We start from the raw sequence: 18,091 nt of genomic DNA, 5'->3' as shown, positions 1-18,091 counted from the left end.
TAGACCGCAGTAAAAAGCTAGATTCGAGCTACAAAAGGACAATATTCCAGGCTCTAAGTTCTAAGTTTTAGGTTCTGAGTTCTAAGCTCTAAATCAGTCGCTTAAGATATTAACCCGCGGCTTACGGCGAGCTTGATAAGGGCCGCCGTGTTCTTGGCCTGAGTTTTAGCAATGATGTTTTGGCGGTGGGTTTCAATCGTACGCTTGCTGGTGAAGAGCTTATCTGAGATCTCGCCGTTGGTCATGCCTTCGGCAATCAGTTTGAGAACTTCCAGCTCGCGGGCCGTCAGGTCGGAGCCCGTGCTGATGGCCATGCCGTCGGTGGTTATGCTCGGGCCCGTGGGGTGAGACACGGCTTTATAGAGCATGCTGAGGCCGATCTCGGTGCATAAGAATGGGTTGCCCGCCGCTACGGTGCGAATGGCGTAGGTGATTTCGCTGATGGCGGCGTTCTTAAGTACGTAGCCCAGGGCGCCGGCTTCGAGCATGCGGGCCACGTAATTCTCGTGGTCGAGCATGGTGAGCACAAGCACGCGCACTTCGGGAAAACGGCTCCGGAGCTCGGGCATGGTGGCGAAACCATCGAGCACGGGCATCTGCACGTCCATCAGAACAACGTCGGCGGGGGTCGTTTCGAGGATGGCCAACACTTCGGCCCCGTTGCTGGCTTCCCCTACCACATCCAAGTCGGCATCGGCCGAAAGCAGCGCCCGAATACCATCGCGCAAAATAGTGTGGTCGTCAGCAAGTAGGATACGGGTCATAGCAAGAAGAAAGGTTAAGACTGTCGAAACGGAGGATCTACCACAAAGTTTAGTTTGGGTGACCTAAGGGAGCCCAGCTCCGTATTTGTACCAGATTGAAAGTGGCCAAGGCCGTTTTACGAAGGGATTTATACGGCTTTTGGCCGAAAACCTCTGAATGAGCCTAGCTGAGCGTGTATTTTCGGGTTGTTTAAAATCGATGCTTCGGCCTGCTCGCCGCGAAATTGATTATTTTCTTGATTTCGGACTGCTCTTGCCCACTATGATTCGCGTGCTTTTAACCGATGGCCATCCTCCTGCCCGGGCGGCGTTGAGGACTGGGCTCGGGGCTACTACGAGCTTCGAAATAGTGAGCGAAGCCGGCACCAGTGACGAACTACTGGATCAGCTGGCCAGGGCGAGCGCGGCCGTGCTGGTGCTCGACCTAAACCTGCCGGGGCCCGACATTTTTGCCTTGTTGCCGGCACTACGCGAGCAGTATCCCCAGCTGCGCGTGCTGGCCCGGGGCGAACTCACCAACCGGCATTACGTAGCCCGCGCTTTCAACTCGGGCATCCACGGCTACCTGCTGAAGAGCTCCCTGCTCACGGAACTCATTTACGGGTTGAGCACGGTGGCGGCGGGCCGGCCGTTTCTGTGCTCGGCCGTCGGCCTGGCGTTGGCGGGCCGGTTCTACGCCGACAGCCCGGCCGACGGCGATGCCACCCGAACCACGTTGGGGTTAAGCAAGCGCGAGATGGAAGTGCTGAGCCTGGTGGCCGAGGGCCTGACCAACGCCGAAATCGCCCTGAAGCTCTTCACCAGCAAGCGCACCATCGAAACCCACCGCCAAAACATCATGGACAAAACCCGGACTCGCAACACGGCGGCCCTCATTAAGCTGGCCACGTGCCAGGGGCTGCTCCGGGAATAACCAGGCAGTGAGGATGAGACCGAGTGAGGTGTTGGCAGGCTGAGCTAAGAGAACGGTCAGGAAGAACAGGTCGGGCCGCGCGCAGCATCGCGCGGAGCACTGCCCCAGTCGTGAGGGTGAAGCGAGTGGCCACTTCCCCGGTTCGACCCGCCAGGGCTCGGCCCGACCGTTCTCCTCGCTTATCCAGCCATCTCCGCTCCTATTCCGGTCCCGACCCCATCGCTTAGCTGGGCGGCAATAATGAACTCGGCTAGCTCGCGGAAGCAGCCGTGGCCGCCGGGGGCCTGGCAAACAAAATCCGCTTCGGCGCGGGCAAAAGAGGTGGCATCGCCGGGGCAGGCCGCGAAGCCCACCAGGCGCAGAATCCCGATGTCGTTGGTATCGTCGCCGATGAAGGCTACCTCCTCGGCAGTCAGGCCGGTGCGCGCCAGAATAGCCTGTAAGCAGGCCGGCTTGTCCTTGATGCCCAAGTGCAGCTCCTCAATTTGAAGTTTGGCGGCCCGGGTGCGCACCGAAGGAGACACTTCGCCGGTAATAATACCGGTGGCAATCCCGTGTTCGCGCAAGCGCATAACGCCCATGCCGTCGCGGATGTTGAAGCGTTTCATCTCCTCGCCGCGCTCGGAGTAGTATACGCCGCCGTCGGTGAGTACTCCATCGCAATCGGTGAGTACCAGGCGGATGCGGCAGGCCCGCGCGACAAGATTAGCTAATTTCATAAAATCAAGAAAAAGTGAAGAGGGGGAAGATGACAAAAAAAGCCGTCAGGCGTTATTTTAGGCGGAACTGAGGTCCTGAAAGAAAAATAAAAACATTATTGCAATTGAAATTATTCCGGGAAGTGTATCTTAGCATAGAGAACCCTCTACCCTTGTATCTTATGAAGAACTATTTGACCGTATGGGCAATTTTGGCCTGGTCTACTCCGTTCGTCACCCATGCTCAAACCGCTCGGGAGGCCATGCTGGCTGCCGAGACTTCTTTTGCGGAAGCTGCAAAGGAAGGGACGCGAGCAGCTTTTCTCGCCAATTGTGCGCCCACTGCTTTTGTGAGCGACAACGGTGCCCTGGCCGACGCCCACCAAGTGTGGTCGGCCCGCCCCACCCAAGCGAATACCCACATGGCGTGGTATCCGGTGTTGGCTGATGTAGCCCAATCCGGCGACCTGGGCTACACGACCGGCCCGTGGGCGTCGTTCCAAAACAACCGTCCGCAAACGGAGGGTGAGTACGTGACGGTGTGGCGCAAGCAGCCCGATGGCCACTGGAAATACGTGGTGGACATGAGCGTGGAGCGCATTGGCAAGGCCGCGCCCAAAATGCCGGTCGTGCCCCAGCCGCACTTGTCGGCGGCCGTCGCCACGCCTAGCGCGGCGCCCTCCAGCGTGCTGCTCGACCTCGACGGTAAGTTCACCGAAGCCGAGCTGCTGAAGCCCGGCGCTACCTATGAGCAGTACCTCAGCACGGAGGCCCGTCTCTACCGCTCCGGGGTGTCGACGATGCAAGGCGAAACCGCCATCGCCAACATGAAAAACCTGAACGGCCGCTACTTCTTCGCGGCCACGAGCGGTTACCTGGCCGCGGCCGGCGACCTGGGCTACGTGGTCGGCACCATGCGCCGCCCCGCCGAGGGCCGGATTCCCGAGGAGCAAGGCAGCTACCTGCGTATCTGGCGGCGCGAAGCCGTCGCGGGTTGGCGCATCGTCGTGGAGGTGTTGAACTTCACGACCAAGCCAACGCCGATGGCCAACGATGGGGCCGCTACCGTGAGCCAGCCGCTTACCAGGCGCCCGCAGTAGTCGGGGCCACCTCCCTTTTGAGTAAGCAACTAAAAGCCCGTAGCCGGGCGCAATATGGTAGTGCAACTATATGCAAAAGATAGGTGGTAGGGTTACCGCCCGAAGCTAGCCGGTACTGACCGCCCCGCGTCGGGCTGCCAGTTGGTATCAGGCTCGTTAAACAATAGCTAGAGCCGTTCTCCAGTCAGGGCACCGTTTTCTAGGAATTAAAAATTAAAAATGAAGAATTAAAAATCGGCTGGTCCATTTTTTAATTCTTCATTTTTAATTTTTAATTCTTTTCCTAAAGCTGCTCTAAAAGGCTCACTACATTTTAGTAGTGAGCCTTTTTAGTGCTTAAGCATAACCCTGGTGAGAAAAACAGCTACGCGCCGGTGGGGGCCAAGCGCACGACCAGCCCGTCGGTGCGGGGCGTGAGGCGAATCTGGCAGCTTAGGCGGCTGCCTTCGTGCACTACGGGTAGGGTTTCGAGCATGTCCAGCTCGTCGTCGCCCGGCTCGGGCAGGGCGGGGCCGGCGAGCACTTCCACGTGGCAGGTAGCGCAGAGCGCCATGCCCCCGCAGGTAGCCATGATGTCGTAGCCGCTGGCTTTCAGCAGCTCCATCAAACTCAAGCCCATGTCAGTAGGAGCCTCAAGCTCCCGGCGTTGGCCGGGGGCTTCTTCAACATAGACGCGGATATCTTCTTGCATAGCAGTAGTGAGGCGGCCAGGTAAGTAATTAAGAGCCGCTGGCGTAACGGGCAACGAAGGTAGCAGGCTGAAAACGAGCTACCCGTCGCCCCGCTGCTCCAGCGCGTCATTACATCGTCGGCACCCCATTCACCGTCGTGTACTTGAGCACGTACTTTTTGTCGGGGTAAATGTACTTATAGGCCCCCTGGCACATGAGCGCGGCTTCGTGGAAGCCGCAGAGAATGAGCTTGAGCTTGCCGGGATAGGTGTTGATGTCGCCGATGGCGAAAACGCCGGGCAGCGAGGTGCTGTAGTCGACTGTATCAACCACGATGGCGTCGTCGGTCAGGTCGAGGTTCCACTCGCCGATGGGGCCGAGCTTAGGCGTCAGGCCAAAAAGGGGAATGAAGTGGTCGAGCGGCACGGTTTCGGCCGTGCCGTCGTTGCCAGTGATGGTGACTGCCGCCAGCTTGCCGTTGCCGTGCAGGTGGGTGACGTTGGAAGAGAGCACCAGCTTGATTTTGCCGGCTTCGGCCAGGCTCTTCACTTTTTCGGCCGAGTCGGCGGCCCCGCGGAAGGTAGTGCCCCGGTGCACTAGGGTTACGTCGGAGGCCACGTTGGCCAGGAAGTTGGTCCAGTCCAGGGCCGAGTCGCCCCCGCCGGCGATAACGATTTTCTGGCCCCGGAAGTGCTCGGGGTCGCGCACCATGTAATGGACGCCTTTGCCGCCTTCGAACTGCTCGAGATTTTCGACGGCGGGCTTGCGCGGCTCAAAGGAGCCCAGGCCGCCGGCAATGGCCACGGCCTTGCACAGAACTTCGGTGCCGTCGGTGGTATAGAGCTGGAAGGAGCCGTCGTCGAGCTTGGCAAACCGCTCGACCCGCTCGCCGAGCGTGAACGTGGGGTGAAAGGGCTCGATTTGCTTGAGCAGGTTGGTTACCAGGTCGCCGGCCAGGATTTCGGGAAAGCCCGGAATATCGTAAATCGGCTTTTTCGGATAAATCTCCGAGAGCTGGCCGCCGGGCTGGGGCAGGGCGTCGACTACGTGGCAACGGAGCTTGAGCAAGCCCGCTTCAAAAACCGCAAATAAGCCGACCGGGCCGGCCCCGATGATGCAGATATCGGTGGAAATGGTGTTGGGCATAATAACGAAAAGGGCCTGACGGGGCGCCGGGTGAAAACAGACCGCAACCAAAGGAGCCGCCCCGGCAAAGGTACGGCCCGCGGCCGGGGCCGCCAATCGGGCATTGTTCCTTAAACAAGCAAACCAGCCAAATCGTTGGCGCTAGCCAATTAAATGAGGATGGCCCGGCCTTCGAAAAGGTATTTATTCAGCTTCCCACAGCTTGCCAAACGCATGGACCCTTGGGAACGACTCGGCACCCAATGCCTGGCTGTTGCGGCACGTTGCGGGGCTGCCCATGGGCACGGCGGCTACCAGGCTCGTGACGTACTACCTCAATGCCTAGCGACCCGAAATGGGGGAACTTGCCTCCGGGGCTGTGGGCCGGGCCGGATTGGGGCATGAGTGCTCAAAACGAGATGGCCAAGCTGCTGGTAAGGTTGCCGTAGCTGTTGGCAGTGGGGTTGTCGGGCCGCTCAAACACGGGCGCCTGACCGCGCAGGTAGCGGCCTTCCAGCCGGAGCAGTACGTTAGTGGCGGGGGCGTAATCGAGGTTGAGCGAGCCGCCGCCGGCTTTAAAATCCGCCTCGCCGGGGCCGGGGCTGATGGTATTGATGATGACGCCCCGGTCGGCGTAGTAGTATTCGGCGCGGGCCGCGGCCACCCATTTGGCGGCCAGCTGGCAGCGCACGAAAGCCGAGGCCGCGTGCCAGGTGTCGTACCGGCCCTCGTCGGCAGCGGCCTGCTTGCCCACGTCGAAGACGCCCGCCACGCTCCAGTGCCCGGTGAGGGCATAGGTGAGGTAGAAGTTGTGGAAATAGCGCTGCCGCGCGGCGCGGCCACTGGGCTGCTCATTCCCCAAAAACGCGCTGCTGTTGACGAGCAGCTTGGGGCTAGGCTTCCACTGAACCTGGGTGCCCAACGCTTTTTGCTGATTGGTTTCGCGGATGTTCTGCCAGCCGTTCAGCCCCAGGATGGTGAGCGTGAGTTTGGGGCTGGCTTCGTAGCTGAGGCGCACGCCCGTTTCGTAGTAGGGCGAGTTTTCGGCCATGATGGAGCGGGTCAGCGTCCAGTTATCCTCGCTGACGGCCGACTCGAACCCCAGGTGGGAGGTGAAGATGCCCGCATCGAGCCAGGCTTTTTTGAAGGGGCGAAACCCGGCATAAGCCTCGTAGAGGTGCCGAAACGTGGGGGACTCCTTCGTATAGTTGGCTTCAACGTAAGAGCCCGCCTGCAACGCCAGGGTACCACGCACCTGGCCGTTGTCGTAGCGCAGGCCCACCAGGCCCTGATTCACGCTGAACTCGTTTTGGCGGTTATGCGAGTAAAGGAAGCCGGGCCGGGAGTTGGTCTCGACGTGCTTGATGTCGTAGCTGTAGTAGGCATCCAGGTAGCCGTATACCGTGAGCGGCCCGGGAGCAATGGAATCCGCAGCGGGCAATGAAGTGGTGAATTGCGCCTGGGCGGGCAAATGGGCAGTGGCAAGGAGTAAGATCAGTAATCGGTGTTTCATGTAGGGGCGTGTAGCGGCGCGCAAAGTAAACGGGCTTCTAACAGTTGAGTCTATGAGTTAAGAGATCAGTCATCACTAACCGTCTGAGACCAGTCATGCTGAACATAACCTAAACATCTGGCGTGTAGCAGTAACTTCATCTTCGAGGAGAATTAGCATCTTTCTTTGAATAGATATCTCTCACATGCTGTTTAGCATTTGCTAAAGCGTTTATTTATTCGCATCGTTTCTAACGCTGGCACGCTGCTCTAAAAATTATTTTACTTCCCGTCCTTTGCCCGCAGCTATAAGCTTTACTTTCTTTCTTTTTCCTTTAAAGAAAAACTTATGCTCCTTTTTATTCTTAGTTTTAAAGGGTTTCTCGAATAAGTCCTAATTTGTCAAAAGCTTTTCTGTAATTTTTTTGATGGTCTTAAATACGATAGCATCGTAATTGTCAATTACAATTTTGATTCTGGCCTTGTGTATCATCAGCTTCTGCTAACCGAGCAGGATTCGCGGAGCAACACACCGTAACCCTGGTATAAGGAACAATTGATGGCTTCGATGATACCTGTGTCGCCGCGGCCTGTTAGGCAGCGCGGCAGTACGCCCACCTAGGCTGGGAACAGGTCCGTAAAGCACCCAAAATGCTTGTAGTAACGGCGAGGCAAGGCCTGCCACAAGCCTGCCACAAGGCCGGGTGGTGGCTACATCGTGGCGGCCGAGTACCTACCCCACGATGCGCCTGGTCCGCTCGACGGCCAGCCAGACTTTACGCTTTTTTGGCCTATGAATGTCCACATTTGGTCGAGTTCAAGCACCTCCCATTCGCGGTGTTGCGCTTTTTTAGTCGTAGACGCGGCAAGGGCAGGCTTAGTTGCTGCGCTTTTTTTGGCTAGCTTGGCTACCGTCATGCCTGCGACACCTGCCATGCGCACAATGTGTCGTTGCAAATTGCACTCGGCCAGCAACTTTTCTACCTATGAGTAACGAATGACCCGCGCTGTTGCCGCAGGTGTAAAACGGGCCTGGGGGCCACAAGCGGTACACTGGTGCTGTGTTAAAACCATCAACGGTACTACGATTTTCACAGCTATGTAGAGCGTAGATCACCGTCTTTTCTCTTATCCGCTATTTCAATTAGGTAAGGTTTTCATCCACCAAAGCTTGTTTCTAAACTTTATACAGTCTAGGAACGATTTTCCTTTCTTTGCTTTGTTAGGTAGCTCACATACTATTCGGTAATTCTCCGGATTATAGTAAGATACATACCTGTCAATTTGAGGGGAATTAAAATCCTTCAAGGTTTACATCATTGAATAAACGAGGCAGATAATGCTTCAGTCGCGTTTTATTCTTACCGCACTTAAAAACCAGCGCTTCCTGCCAATTGAACATTCCTCTAGTCTGAGTTAATAGTTCTACGTACTCTTTTACACCGATGTTCATTTCTGTCCATCCTGCCTCATGTCCAAACAGAAATAATTTCTCAGCAAATTTCCCGTTTTCAACTTGAAAGCAAGCAATTTCCCCTGCATCAGTAAAAAAGAAATCAAATGGGCGGATTGATTGATAAAAGGCTAAATCTTCCTGATCCGTGTTTTCAAACCATATTACATCCTTCCAACCCTTAGAACGGTTGTAACCCCAAAGAGAATCAGCTAGGCTTTGTATCTTTATGTTGCCAGAAATAAAGGGGTTATCTACGTCTAGATGATCGATAAGTGCGCTATCTTTCAATCGCCATTCAAACGAAGCCTCCTCAACTTCTCCATAAAAATTTATTACTTCAAATGGTGCTTCAATCCCCCATTTTGATAGCAGGATACTTACTACTTCGGCGCCAGGACCATAAATTAATTGAGATCGGGAAACTTCAAGCAAGGCGTTTTCTTCCAATTCTGCTTTGAGTTTTTTAAAGCCGAAAAATAAGGCTGATCACTCATCAAACAATAAGTTTTAGGGTGTTAAATCAATAGCGCATCCATTAGGCATTTCAATTACTTTGCTGGGTATAATGCTTCATCTAGGCTTAGCATGGCTGCCTGGTTGATACGGATACTTTTGCACGAAGCCTTAAGAGCCCGGACAAGTCTCGTCTGCGGCCTCGGCCGGCATGGTACGGGGACCTAGAAAGAAGGCTGCCCGCTGCTGCAAGTTACAAAAGCTGGGGCGAAGGACCTGGGGCAACTTCACATCGCCGAACGTCGCTAGTCTGCCGGCTGTTGCGGGGCACTAGAGCAGCTTGGGAGTCGATGTATCGGGCGGGGCCGCAGGAATCTCACGGGACCCCGGCAGGGTGGCCTCTACCGGGTACCACCCAGCTCGCTTAAGGTGCGCAGCCCCAACAGAGGGAAGCCAAACGACACTGCACAGGAACTCCAAGACGGCTCTAAACACGGAGTGTTTTTTAACTGCTAACCCGCGGGCCGCCATTTGGTGGAGACTAAGTTTATCGCCGATAATGTTAAATGTTAGCAAGTTGCTGATAGGAAAAAGCCTAAAAAACGGCCGGCGGCAACTTCCGCAGCACTCCGGGCGAAACGGCGGCGGGATACCGCAAAAGCATTTGTACTATGGGCGGCACCCGTACGTTAGGAGGATATTAGGTTTCAATACTGGCGGTTGTTGGCGGCATAATGCCTTACTTCGCCTCGAAACCTCGCTTTTCCTGCCTATGCCATTATCTGTTTCCGTGGGGCCGCGCGTGCGGCATCTAATCTATCGTTCGGGGTTAGCTGGGGGAGTGCTGGGAATGTGGCTGTTGGGTGCGTGCGGCCCTGAGCCTACCGAAACCAAATCGGCCCACTCCGCCAAGGGCAGCCAACGTACCGCCCCCGCCACTGCCGCGCCCGAAGCGGCTCCATTGCAAGTCAACATCTTCCTCGAATATTCCGGGGGCATGAAAGGCTTCGTGCCCCGCGGGGGGGCCGATAAGCCGCCCACCGAGTTTCAGCAGCGCATTGGCGCGCTCATCACCGAAACGCAGGTCAGCTCGGCCGTGGCCCAGCGCAAGTACTACCTCTGCGAAAATGCCGCGCCCCGGGCCGTGCCGTTTCAGCAGCTGCGCGACGTAGTGCAGGGTGAGGTCAACCAGGCCGCCCTCGGCACCGAGCTGCCGCAGATGCTCGAAGGCATCCTCAGCCAGCCGCAGGCGACCCAGCAGGTGAGCGTGATTATTTCCGATTTCATCTACGGTCCGGCGCGCAAGTCCGACTTTTCGCAGCTGCCCAACCTGATTCGTACGTCCATCGCGCCCGTGAACCAGCAGCAGCTGGCGGTGGCCGTATTCGGCGAAACCTCGCATTTCTACGGCAGCTACTTCCCGGCCGTAAAAACCCCGGCGCCCAAACGCACGCTGGCGGGCGAGAAGGTGCCGTACTACGTTTGGGTAATCGGCCCGCCCGCGCTGGTGGCGCGCTACGCGGCCGAAGTGTTCAAGAATGCCCCCGCCCAGCAGGCGTTTTTCGGGTTGAAGACCACCGCGCCGGCTTTTGCGCCCCTGCTCCTCAAGCTCACCGACCCCAAGCTGAAGCCCACCGGCAGCGTGTTCGGGGAAGATAATGGCCTCACCCTGAAAGTGTCGGAAGACCCCGCTGACTTTACCGTGGGGCTTAACCTGAAAGAATTGCCGGCCGCGTGGCAAAAGCCGGCATTTCTGGCCCAGCAGCTGCGAGTGCGCCTACCCAACGGCCAGGCCAGCCTGCTGCCCAACTCCGTGCGTGTGCTCACCGAGGACGAGCAGAGCGGGCAGCCGGTGTTAGCACCCTACACCCACGTATTGCGGCTGCGGGTGAGTAAGCTGGCTGGTCCTACCAGCACACTCAGCCTGACCCTACCGGCCCCGGAAACCCCGGAATGGGTAGCAGCCTGGTCCACCACCAACGACAATACACCCGCCCCCCGCACCTTTGGCCTCGACCAAATCCTGGCCGGGGTTCGCCAATCATACCCAACCCCGCTACCACCCGTATTTACAGTTCAGCTTCCCCTCAAAAACGACAAATAGTTGGTGCTTGGAGCCTGGTGCTTGGTTGTTGGTGCTTGGGAAAAATCAGGTTAAACGTTTTCTTTCCAGCTTTCATTTGCCGAGCATCAACGACCGAGCACCAAAAACTGAGCACTAACAACCAAGCACCAGGCACCAGGCACCAAGCTCCAAGCACCAAGCACCAGGCACCAACAACCAAGCACCAAAAAAATGCAGACCTTTTTCACCAGCCTGTACTCAGCGCTGATTTCTATTTTTCAAAGCCAGCGGCCGGCCGATTATGGCTTGTATAAAACTGACTTGTTTTCGCTCGTCGGCTGGAGCACGCTGGGAGTGGCCTTGCTGCTAGTGCTGGCATTCTACTACCTGTTCAACACGGCTTTGCGCACGGGCCTGTTCCGGACCACGCATTGGGTCCTGACGTTGGCGCTGGCGGCCGGCTTGGGCACGCTGCTGGCCCACAGCCTCAGCACAGGCCACGGCGCCGAAGCCAGCAGCTACCTCGGCTATTTCATGGTCGTGAACATGGTGGTGGCCGCGCTGTGGTTCCTGCTGCTCTCGGTGCTGCTGAAGCGGTGGAGCACCTACGCGCGCACCACGCCGTTCGTAGGCCCGTTTTAACTTTCCTGCGCCTACGGGCGGGCCCTGGCTCGCGTGTTGCGCGAAGCCGGTAGGAGAGGAGCCTGAAGATTTTTTCAATAGATATAGAAGATAAAATAAAAACGAAACCGCGCCGCCGTGGCTCCCCTCTCCTGTGGCTTCGTGCCTCAAGCGAACTGGGGCCCGCCCTACCGGGTACGACCCCGCAGGGGTCACGTGAGGCTCACGCCAGAACTTAACATATGTCCAAACTATTCATTTTCGCCGTGGGCGGCACCGGGGCCCGCGTGCTGCGCTCCCTCACCATGTTGCTGGCCTCTGGGGTGCGCATCCCCAACTGCGACCTGGTGGTGCCCGTCCTCATCGACCCCGATACCCAGAACGGCGACCTGACGCGGACCGTGGCCCTGCTCAAGCGCTACGCCCGCATCCACGAGGCCTTGTACAGCGACGGCCTGAAGGAGAAAACCGGATTCTTCAGCCAGCCCATGAACACACTGGCCCACCTCAACACCGCCGGGTCGGAGGAGCTGCGCGACTCGTTCGTGTACGACTTCGGGGGCATCAGCCAGCCCTTTCGGGATTACTTGAGGTACAATGACTTCACGGTCGAAACCCAGGGCTTGGTCGACTTGCTGTTCACGCAGGACAGCCTCGCCGCCAACCTCGACGTGGGCTTCCGGGGCTCGCCCAATGTGGGCTCGGTGGTGCTGAACGCGGTGGTGCAATCCAAGGAGATGCGCTACCTCGCCCAGAGCCTGCAAGACGGCGACCGGGCGTTTTTCATCAGCTCGATATTCGGGGGCACGGGGGCGGCGGGCTTCCCGCTACTGGTGAAAAACCTGCGCGACGCCAATTCGCCCCTGGCCCACCCGGAGGTGCGCCGCCGCCTCAAGGCTGGCGCGCTGGTGATGCTGCCCTATTTCAAATTGCAGGAACCCTCGGCCGATGAAAAGGCGGCAGGTCAGGATTTTATCGACTCTAACACCTTCATTACGAAAACCAAAACGGCCCTTTCGTACTACGCCGACAACCTGCAGGGGCTCGAAGCGCTGTACTACCTCGGCGACCAGCCCGGCCAGCCCCTGGCCAACCACCCCGGCCGGGCCGAGCAGCGCAACCAGGCCCACCTGCTGGAGCTGCTGGGCGCCCTGGCGGTACCCCACTTCATGGAGGTGCCCGACAACCAGCTAGACAGCGGCCAGCCCCTGCACCACGAGTTTGGCCTGAAGGCCGACACCACCGACGTCGACTTCAGCCAGTTGCCCACCGACCTGCGCCAGGAAGCCGCCCGCCCGCTGATTCAACTGCATTACTTCGCTCGCTACTTCCTCAAGTACACGCCCGACGATGCCAAAGCCCCCTACTACGAGGCCGGGGACCTGGCCGCCCAGCTGCGCAATAACCGCGTGCTGCGCGAGCTGACCGACTTCTTCGGCGAGTACAACGAATGGATTCGCGAGCTGGGCGTGAACCAACGCCGCTACACCGCCATCCGGGCCGAGGAAATGGACTTCAACAAAATGGTGGCGGATAAAACCGTGGAAACTGGTATTTTCAGCAAAGGCATCACGCCGGGGTATTTCCGCGACGAGCTCACCAAAGCAGTCGGTAAGGCCACCTTGTCGAACCCGACCGAAAACGAGGCGCTCCGCTGGGTGGTGAAGGCTTTTGAAGAAGCCACGGGGGAGATTTTGGATAAGAAGCTCCAGTATTCTTAAGCGGCGCGGCGGGGAACCTCACCCCCGGCCCCTCTCCACGGGAGAGGGGCCGGGGGTGATAAAAATAAGGCTCAACCGGTAGCCGGGTTCGCACTTCTAATACTTCTAACATTTTAATTTTTTAATTCAATCGTCAGGCTCCCCTCTCCTGAGGAGAGGGGCCGGGGGTGAGGTCCCGGCCGCGCCTCTTTCAATACCAAATTATGGCTAAAATCCTGCGACTACACGATACCGGCTCCAGCACCCACGAGGGGTGGGGCCCCACTGGCAAAATAGGACCCCACGAAGTAGAGCGACTGCGCGACCCCCAGGGCGGGCGGGCCGCCAAGGTGGCGGTGTCCATTCCTTCGCCCTTCGCCCGGATGCACCTGGTCGAAACGGCCCTGCGTTTCGTGGGGCAGGGCGGCATCAGCCAGGACTCGGTTTACCACCAGCTCGTCAGCCATTTCTGGGATGTGTGGGAGCTGGTCTTCAACTATCACCAGCGCAAGCAGGCCACCCAGCGTCTGCAAATCCGAGCCTGGCGCAAGGATGAGGAGCTGGCCCGGCTGCGCGCCAACCCCGCCACCCGGCCGCTGGCCGACGTGCTTAGCCTGTACCTCGACGGCCGCTTCGCCAAGCTCACCGAGCTGCACCTGATTTACTTCCCCGGGGCCAACGGCGTGCCCCAACTCGTGGGCGGCACCTCGCCGCTCACCCTGTTCTTCCCCGCGCCCAACCTGCGCCCGCTGCCCGTGCAACGGCCCCAGGGCGGCGGCTACTACTTCGATAATCAGTACGTGGGGCTGGCCAACCGCGAGGCGGCTTTCCGCGACTTCGTGTACCAAGCGTTCGTGGGCGACCCGGCCCTGTCGGCCCTGGCCCCGCTGGTGCGCGACACCCTCGACCGCGGCCTGCTGCAGAAATGGGCCCTGGATGGTTCGGTCAACCTCAGCAGCTTTCCGGTGCTCACCGATGCGTCGAACAACCAGATTGACGTCGCGGGCGTGCTGCTGCGCGTGCGCTCCGACGAAGGCACGGTGCGCAGCTCCGACCTGTTCATCCGCCCCAGCCGGCCGGGAGTGGGAGGCTCGCTGCCCATTGTGCTGCGGCCCGGCCTCAAGGCCGTGGGCAAGCGCTATTTCAACGATACCCTGTTTGCCGACAGCAGCGCCGTCGTGCCCGCGGCTGATGCCCGCCCGCTCAAGGAGCGCACCCTGCCCGGCCCGGAGCTGCCTTACCCGTACCTGACGGTGAGCGACTTACTGGAAGACACCCTGCTCACGGTGCCCTACGAAGTCGACGAAAGGCTGTTCTACTGCGGCTACCTTAAGATTGCCCCGGGCTTCCGGCCCAGCAACTGGCCGCTGCTGCCGCTGCGCCCGGCGTATTTCGACTACTTCACGCCCCAGGACCTGGCCGAGCACCTGAGTGTGGAGCTGGACCCGGCCTGCGTGCGGGTGAAGCTGCGCGTGCCCGTGAGCGGCGGCGATTTCGTGGACTACGAGCGGGCCTACTACCCAAACCCCCAGGGCAACAACGTGGGCCGCCTGGTCGTGACCAACGTGGCGCTGTCGGTGTTTCCCTTCGTGAAAGTGGTCGACGCGCCGCAGTACAACGACTTCTACAAAGTCATGCTGGTCGATGCCAACAACATCGACCCGAGCATGGTGACGAAGAAGGTAGACCTGCGCTTCTGGGTCGATGGCCGCCCGCTGGCCGAAACGGGCACCGGCCAGTCGGCCACGCGCTACGAGCGCACCCCGAAAACCAGCCAGGACGAAGGCAGCACCTATTACGAGGTGCGCGGCACCCATTTCGATTACCTTGAAGTGCAGAACCCCGCACCGGCCGCGGGCTCGGCGCTGATAATTCCGCGCTGGCCCGAGGTACGGCAGGGCACCAAGGAATACCGCTTTGCCATCGACTTCGGCACCACGAACACCCACGTGGCCATGCAGGACAGCCCCGGCCAGGAGCCCAAGCCCTTCAGCTTCGGCCTGGCCGATACGCCGGTGGCGCTGCTGAAAAAGGCCACCGCCGAGCCCGACCGCAGCGCCTACGAGCGCCTGTACCGGGGCATCGACGACGACCCGGCCAACTTCGTGCAAATCAAGCGCTGGCAGCAGTACCAGGAGCGCGAGTTCGTGCCGCCCATCATCGGGGCCGACAGCTCGCCGTACGCCTTCCCGGCCCGGACGGCCACCTACGAATCGGCCAACTACGCCACCCAGGAGCTGAGCGTGCTGGGCAACATCAACGTGGCTTTTGGCATCATCACCGAAGAGCAACGCCGCCCGAACTACCGCACCAACCTGAAGTGGGACAATACCCTGAACCAGGTCAATAGTAACCGCGTGCGGGCGTTTTTTCAGGAAATGCTGCTGCTCTGCCGCGCCAAAGTTGCCCTGAACGGCGGCCACCTGGCGGCCACTCAAATTACCTGGTTTGCCCCGCTGAGCTTCTCCACCTACCAGCGCAACCTGTACCAGCGCGAGTGGGACCTGCTGTTCCAGCAGGTGTTCCACACCACGAACTCCATGCCGTGCATGGTCGAGTCGACGGCGCCGTACTACTACCTGACCCGGCGCAACATCGTGACGCTGGGCCCGGGCGAAAACGCGGCCTTTATTGACATCGGCGGTGGCACGACCGACGTATTGCTCTACGCCGACCGCAAGCCGGTGCTCAGCACCTCGTTCCGCTTTGCCGGCAACGATTTGTGGGGCGATGGCGGAGCCGAAGTGCGGGGCGCCAAAGACAATGGGCTCGTGCGGTTCGGCGTGGCCGGGGTGCAGAATGCGGTGCTCTCGCCCGCCGCGCGCCGCGCCCGCGAGTACGTGCTGGTGGCGGAGGGGACCGACAATTTCGGCTCCGAGGACGTGGCCAGCTTCCTGTTCAACTACGACCAGCTGCTGGGCTTCAGCGACCGGCTGCTGCGGGCCGAGCACCTGCGGGTGCTGTTCTACCTGCACTTCGGGGCGCTGATTTACCACGTGGCCCAGGTAGTGGTAGCCAACGGCCAGCAGCTGCCGCGCTACCTCTGCTTCACGGGCCGTGGTAGCCTCTACGTGCGGCTGCTGGCGGCCGGCGCCAACCTGCAACCGGTGGAGAAGCTGGCCCGCCTCATCATGGAAAAAGCAACCGGCCAAACCGTACCGGTCGATTTCCGCATTAAGCTGGCCGACGACCCCAAGCAAACCACCGCCAACGGGGGCGTGCTCGCCACCGGCCAGATTCCGCAGGACCCCCCCTTGGTGCGCCCCGTGGGCACCGGCACCGAAATCGACAAGGGCGAACACCACCTCGCCGCCGCCGCCGTGACCGACGAAATCAAGCAGGCCGTGCTGGCGAATGTCCGCGCCTGCCTGAAGCTGCTGCTCGAAGAGCCCGAAATGAAGCGCCTGCAAGCCGACCTGGGCGTGAAAAACGACCCCGGCCTGGTGATGGATGCGCTGGAGCGCCAGCTCGGCGATTCCTTCAACCTGTACCGGCAGCAGTACGCCGACGTGTTGCGCGACGGCGATACCATTCCCGAAACGCTGTTCTTCCTGCCGTTTAAAAACGCCCTGTATGAGCTATCCAAGGTGCTTTATGATGCCCAGCCGGTTAGCTAGCTGGGCGGGGCGCTGGGCACTGCTGCTACTGCTGCTGCTGAATGGCAGCGGCCAGCAGCTCGCGTGCGCCCAGACGGGTGCCGCAACGACCCAGGAAGCACCAATTGGGTCCGCGCCCGGCGCCGTGGCGCCGGGTACCCCGGCTTCCAATTGGTCGTGGGTGCTGGCCATGCTGGGGGGCGTCGCGTTGGGTGTACTGGGAGCCCACTGGTGGGCCCGGTCGTCGCGGCTGGCCCCCGCCCCCCCGGTCGTCGTGCCGCCCGAGCCGCCGCAACAAAAACCGGCCAACGTGGTGCGTAACCCTGCCCCTGCGTCGGCGCCCCGTCCGAGGCCCGGCAGCCAACCGGCTTCGGGCTCGCTGCCGAAACCCTCGCCTAAGCCGGCCGGGACGAGTGGGAAGCCCCGGCCCAAGGGCAATTACCCGAGTGGCCAGTCTACTGACCCGCCTACTGTCATCCCTCAACGTACCACGACGATGAACCCTCCTTCGGCCCCCGCGCCGCCTCCCGCTGCTGACCAGCCCCTGGAAACCGGCCAAACCGTAGAATGGACCGAGTCGGCATCGCCGACGCCTACGATTCAGGAATTGATTGACGCTCCCGCCGACGGAGCCCCCGCGGCCCCGGCCGCTACCGAGACTCCCGACTCCGCCCCGGATGCCGCCCCCACGGGCCCAGTGCATTATTACGCGCCGGCCCCGGACGTGCCTAGCATCGAGCACCGTAAGCTCAGCCCCAACCCGCTGCCGCAGATGCCTCTGCTCATTACCCTGCCGCACGCCGAGGCTACTACCGCGCAGTTCTCGTTCAGCCCGCAGGCCGACCAGTCGCGCATCATTGGCAATGGCGTGCGGGAGCTGAAGGAATTTTTCTCCTTTGAGCTGCCCCCGACCGAGCAGTTTACTACCATTCGGAACCTGACAACCGGCAAGCTGGAAAAACGCGACGACGCCTGGCACGTGGTGGAGAAGGCTACTATTGAGCTGAGCTAACGTCGGTCTAGATAGATCATTCAGGCATTAGCGTTTGTAGCTAATCCAAGGCGTGGAGTAGCCGCGTAGCGGTGGCAGGTTGGTAGAACGTTCAACACTAGCCCGGACAGAGCCGCGTAGCGGTGACAGATGGTGGCAGATAAGATAGTTCAGCGGTTCTGTCACCGCTACGCGGCTCTCCCCCTTCTTTCTTATTTATGCTACCAACCTGCCGCCGCTACGCGGCTGTTACTGCGCAACTGGGGGCAGCTAGTCAGAGCTACCCGTACGGTCCTGCTCATCTGGTGTCCGCTTGATTGCGGACCGATTATGTAATGATAACATGCCAAGGGCAATCTGCTACGACATGCAGGCATCACGGCTCCTTTATTTCGGAAGATTATCATTCCGCGCCCGGCGCTATTATCCGTTTCTGTCTGGTCGTTG

General features: G+C 59.6%; 14 protein-coding genes. 8 read left to right on the top strand and 6 right to left on the bottom strand.

Translation table 11 applies throughout. The features are described from left to right. Positions 1–101: 101 nt before the first annotated feature. Positions 102–764, bottom strand: a complete 663-nt coding sequence (locus tag IC235_RS06175) for a response regulator (RefSeq protein WP_191004291.1) — start codon at positions 762–764, stop codon at positions 102–104. A gap of 262 nt (positions 765–1,026) precedes the next feature. On the opposite strand from IC235_RS06175, the gene IC235_RS06170 reads away from it, so the two are divergent. After that, positions 1,027–1,677, top strand: coding sequence for a LuxR C-terminal-related transcriptional regulator (locus tag IC235_RS06170; RefSeq protein ID WP_223847103.1), 651 nt, complete (start codon positions 1,027–1,029; stop codon positions 1,675–1,677). A 179-nt stretch (positions 1,678–1,856) separates the two neighbouring features. Here IC235_RS06170 and IC235_RS06165 read toward each other — a convergent pair whose 3' ends face one another. Continuing rightward, positions 1,857–2,396 carry a KdsC family phosphatase gene (locus tag IC235_RS06165; protein WP_191004289.1) on the bottom strand — a complete coding sequence of 180 codons (540 nt, stop codon included), beginning with the start codon at positions 2,394–2,396 and terminating at the stop codon, positions 1,857–1,859. Between the two features lie 161 nt (positions 2,397–2,557). Here IC235_RS06165 and IC235_RS06160 point away from each other — a divergent pair, with 161 nt between their 5' ends. Next, positions 2,558–3,475 (top strand): nuclear transport factor 2 family protein, encoded by a 918-nt coding sequence (locus tag IC235_RS06160; RefSeq protein ID WP_191004288.1) that lies wholly within the window; start codon positions 2,558–2,560, stop codon positions 3,473–3,475. A gap of 364 nt (positions 3,476–3,839) precedes the next feature. On the opposite strand, the gene IC235_RS06155 is transcribed toward IC235_RS06160, so the two are convergent. Together IC235_RS06155 and IC235_RS06150 are read right to left on the bottom strand one after the other, a co-directional pair. Continuing rightward, a complete protein-coding gene (locus tag IC235_RS06155; RefSeq protein ID WP_191004287.1) occupies positions 3,840–4,166 on the bottom strand; it encodes a 2Fe-2S iron-sulfur cluster-binding protein in 327 nt (108 codons plus the stop codon). 109 nt (positions 4,167–4,275) lie between these two features. Then, the gene (locus IC235_RS06150; RefSeq protein ID WP_191004286.1) at positions 4,276–5,292 is read right to left on the bottom strand and encodes an NAD(P)/FAD-dependent oxidoreductase; all 1,017 of its coding nucleotides are present in this window, start codon (positions 5,290–5,292) and stop codon (positions 4,276–4,278) included. Between the two features lie 202 nt (positions 5,293–5,494). On the opposite strand from IC235_RS06150, the gene IC235_RS22450 reads away from it, so the two are divergent. Continuing rightward, entirely contained in the window at positions 5,495–5,617 is a 123-nt protein-coding gene (locus IC235_RS22450; RefSeq protein ID WP_262892813.1) for a hypothetical protein, read from the top strand. Positions 5,618–5,680: 63 nt separating this feature from the next. On the opposite strand, the gene IC235_RS06145 is transcribed toward IC235_RS22450, so the two are convergent. Then, positions 5,681–6,784: an outer membrane beta-barrel protein gene (locus IC235_RS06145; protein ID WP_191004285.1), complete on the bottom strand. Its 1,104-nt coding sequence runs from the start codon at positions 6,782–6,784 to the stop codon at positions 5,681–5,683. Between the two features lie 1,272 nt (positions 6,785–8,056). Then, positions 8,057–8,665 (bottom strand): hypothetical protein, encoded by a 609-nt coding sequence (locus IC235_RS06140; RefSeq protein ID WP_191004284.1) that lies wholly within the window; start codon positions 8,663–8,665, stop codon positions 8,057–8,059. Between the two features lie 778 nt (positions 8,666–9,443). Between IC235_RS06140 and IC235_RS06135 the strand changes: the two genes are divergently transcribed. From IC235_RS06135 to IC235_RS06115, 5 genes are all read left to right on the top strand, one after another. Continuing rightward, positions 9,444–10,775 carry a hypothetical protein gene (locus tag IC235_RS06135; protein ID WP_191004283.1) on the top strand — a complete coding sequence of 444 codons (1,332 nt, stop codon included), beginning with the start codon at positions 9,444–9,446 and terminating at the stop codon, positions 10,773–10,775. A 192-nt stretch (positions 10,776–10,967) separates the two neighbouring features. Beyond that, on the top strand, positions 10,968–11,378 hold the full coding sequence (locus IC235_RS06130; RefSeq protein ID WP_191004282.1) for a hypothetical protein: 411 nt from the start codon (positions 10,968–10,970) through the stop codon (positions 11,376–11,378). A 221-nt stretch (positions 11,379–11,599) separates the two neighbouring features. Next, on the top strand, positions 11,600–13,078 hold the full coding sequence (locus IC235_RS06125) for a hypothetical protein (protein ID WP_191004281.1): 1,479 nt from the start codon (positions 11,600–11,602) through the stop codon (positions 13,076–13,078). A gap of 203 nt (positions 13,079–13,281) precedes the next feature. Next, a complete protein-coding gene (locus IC235_RS06120) occupies positions 13,282–16,674 on the top strand; it encodes an acetate and sugar kinases/Hsc70/actin family protein (RefSeq protein ID WP_191004280.1) in 3,393 nt (1,130 codons plus the stop codon). Beyond that, positions 16,652–17,665, top strand: a complete 1,014-nt coding sequence (locus tag IC235_RS06115) for a hypothetical protein (protein WP_191004279.1) — start codon at positions 16,652–16,654, stop codon at positions 17,663–17,665. Before IC235_RS06120 ends, IC235_RS06115 begins: the two co-directional genes overlap by 23 nt. The last annotated feature ends 426 nt before the right edge of the window (positions 17,666–18,091 follow it).

It is taken from the genome of Hymenobacter montanus (assembly GCF_014699115.1).
GTDB lineage: Bacteria > Bacteroidota > Bacteroidia > Cytophagales > Hymenobacteraceae > Hymenobacter > Hymenobacter montanus.
This window is presented reverse-complemented; position numbering and strand designations above follow the sequence as displayed.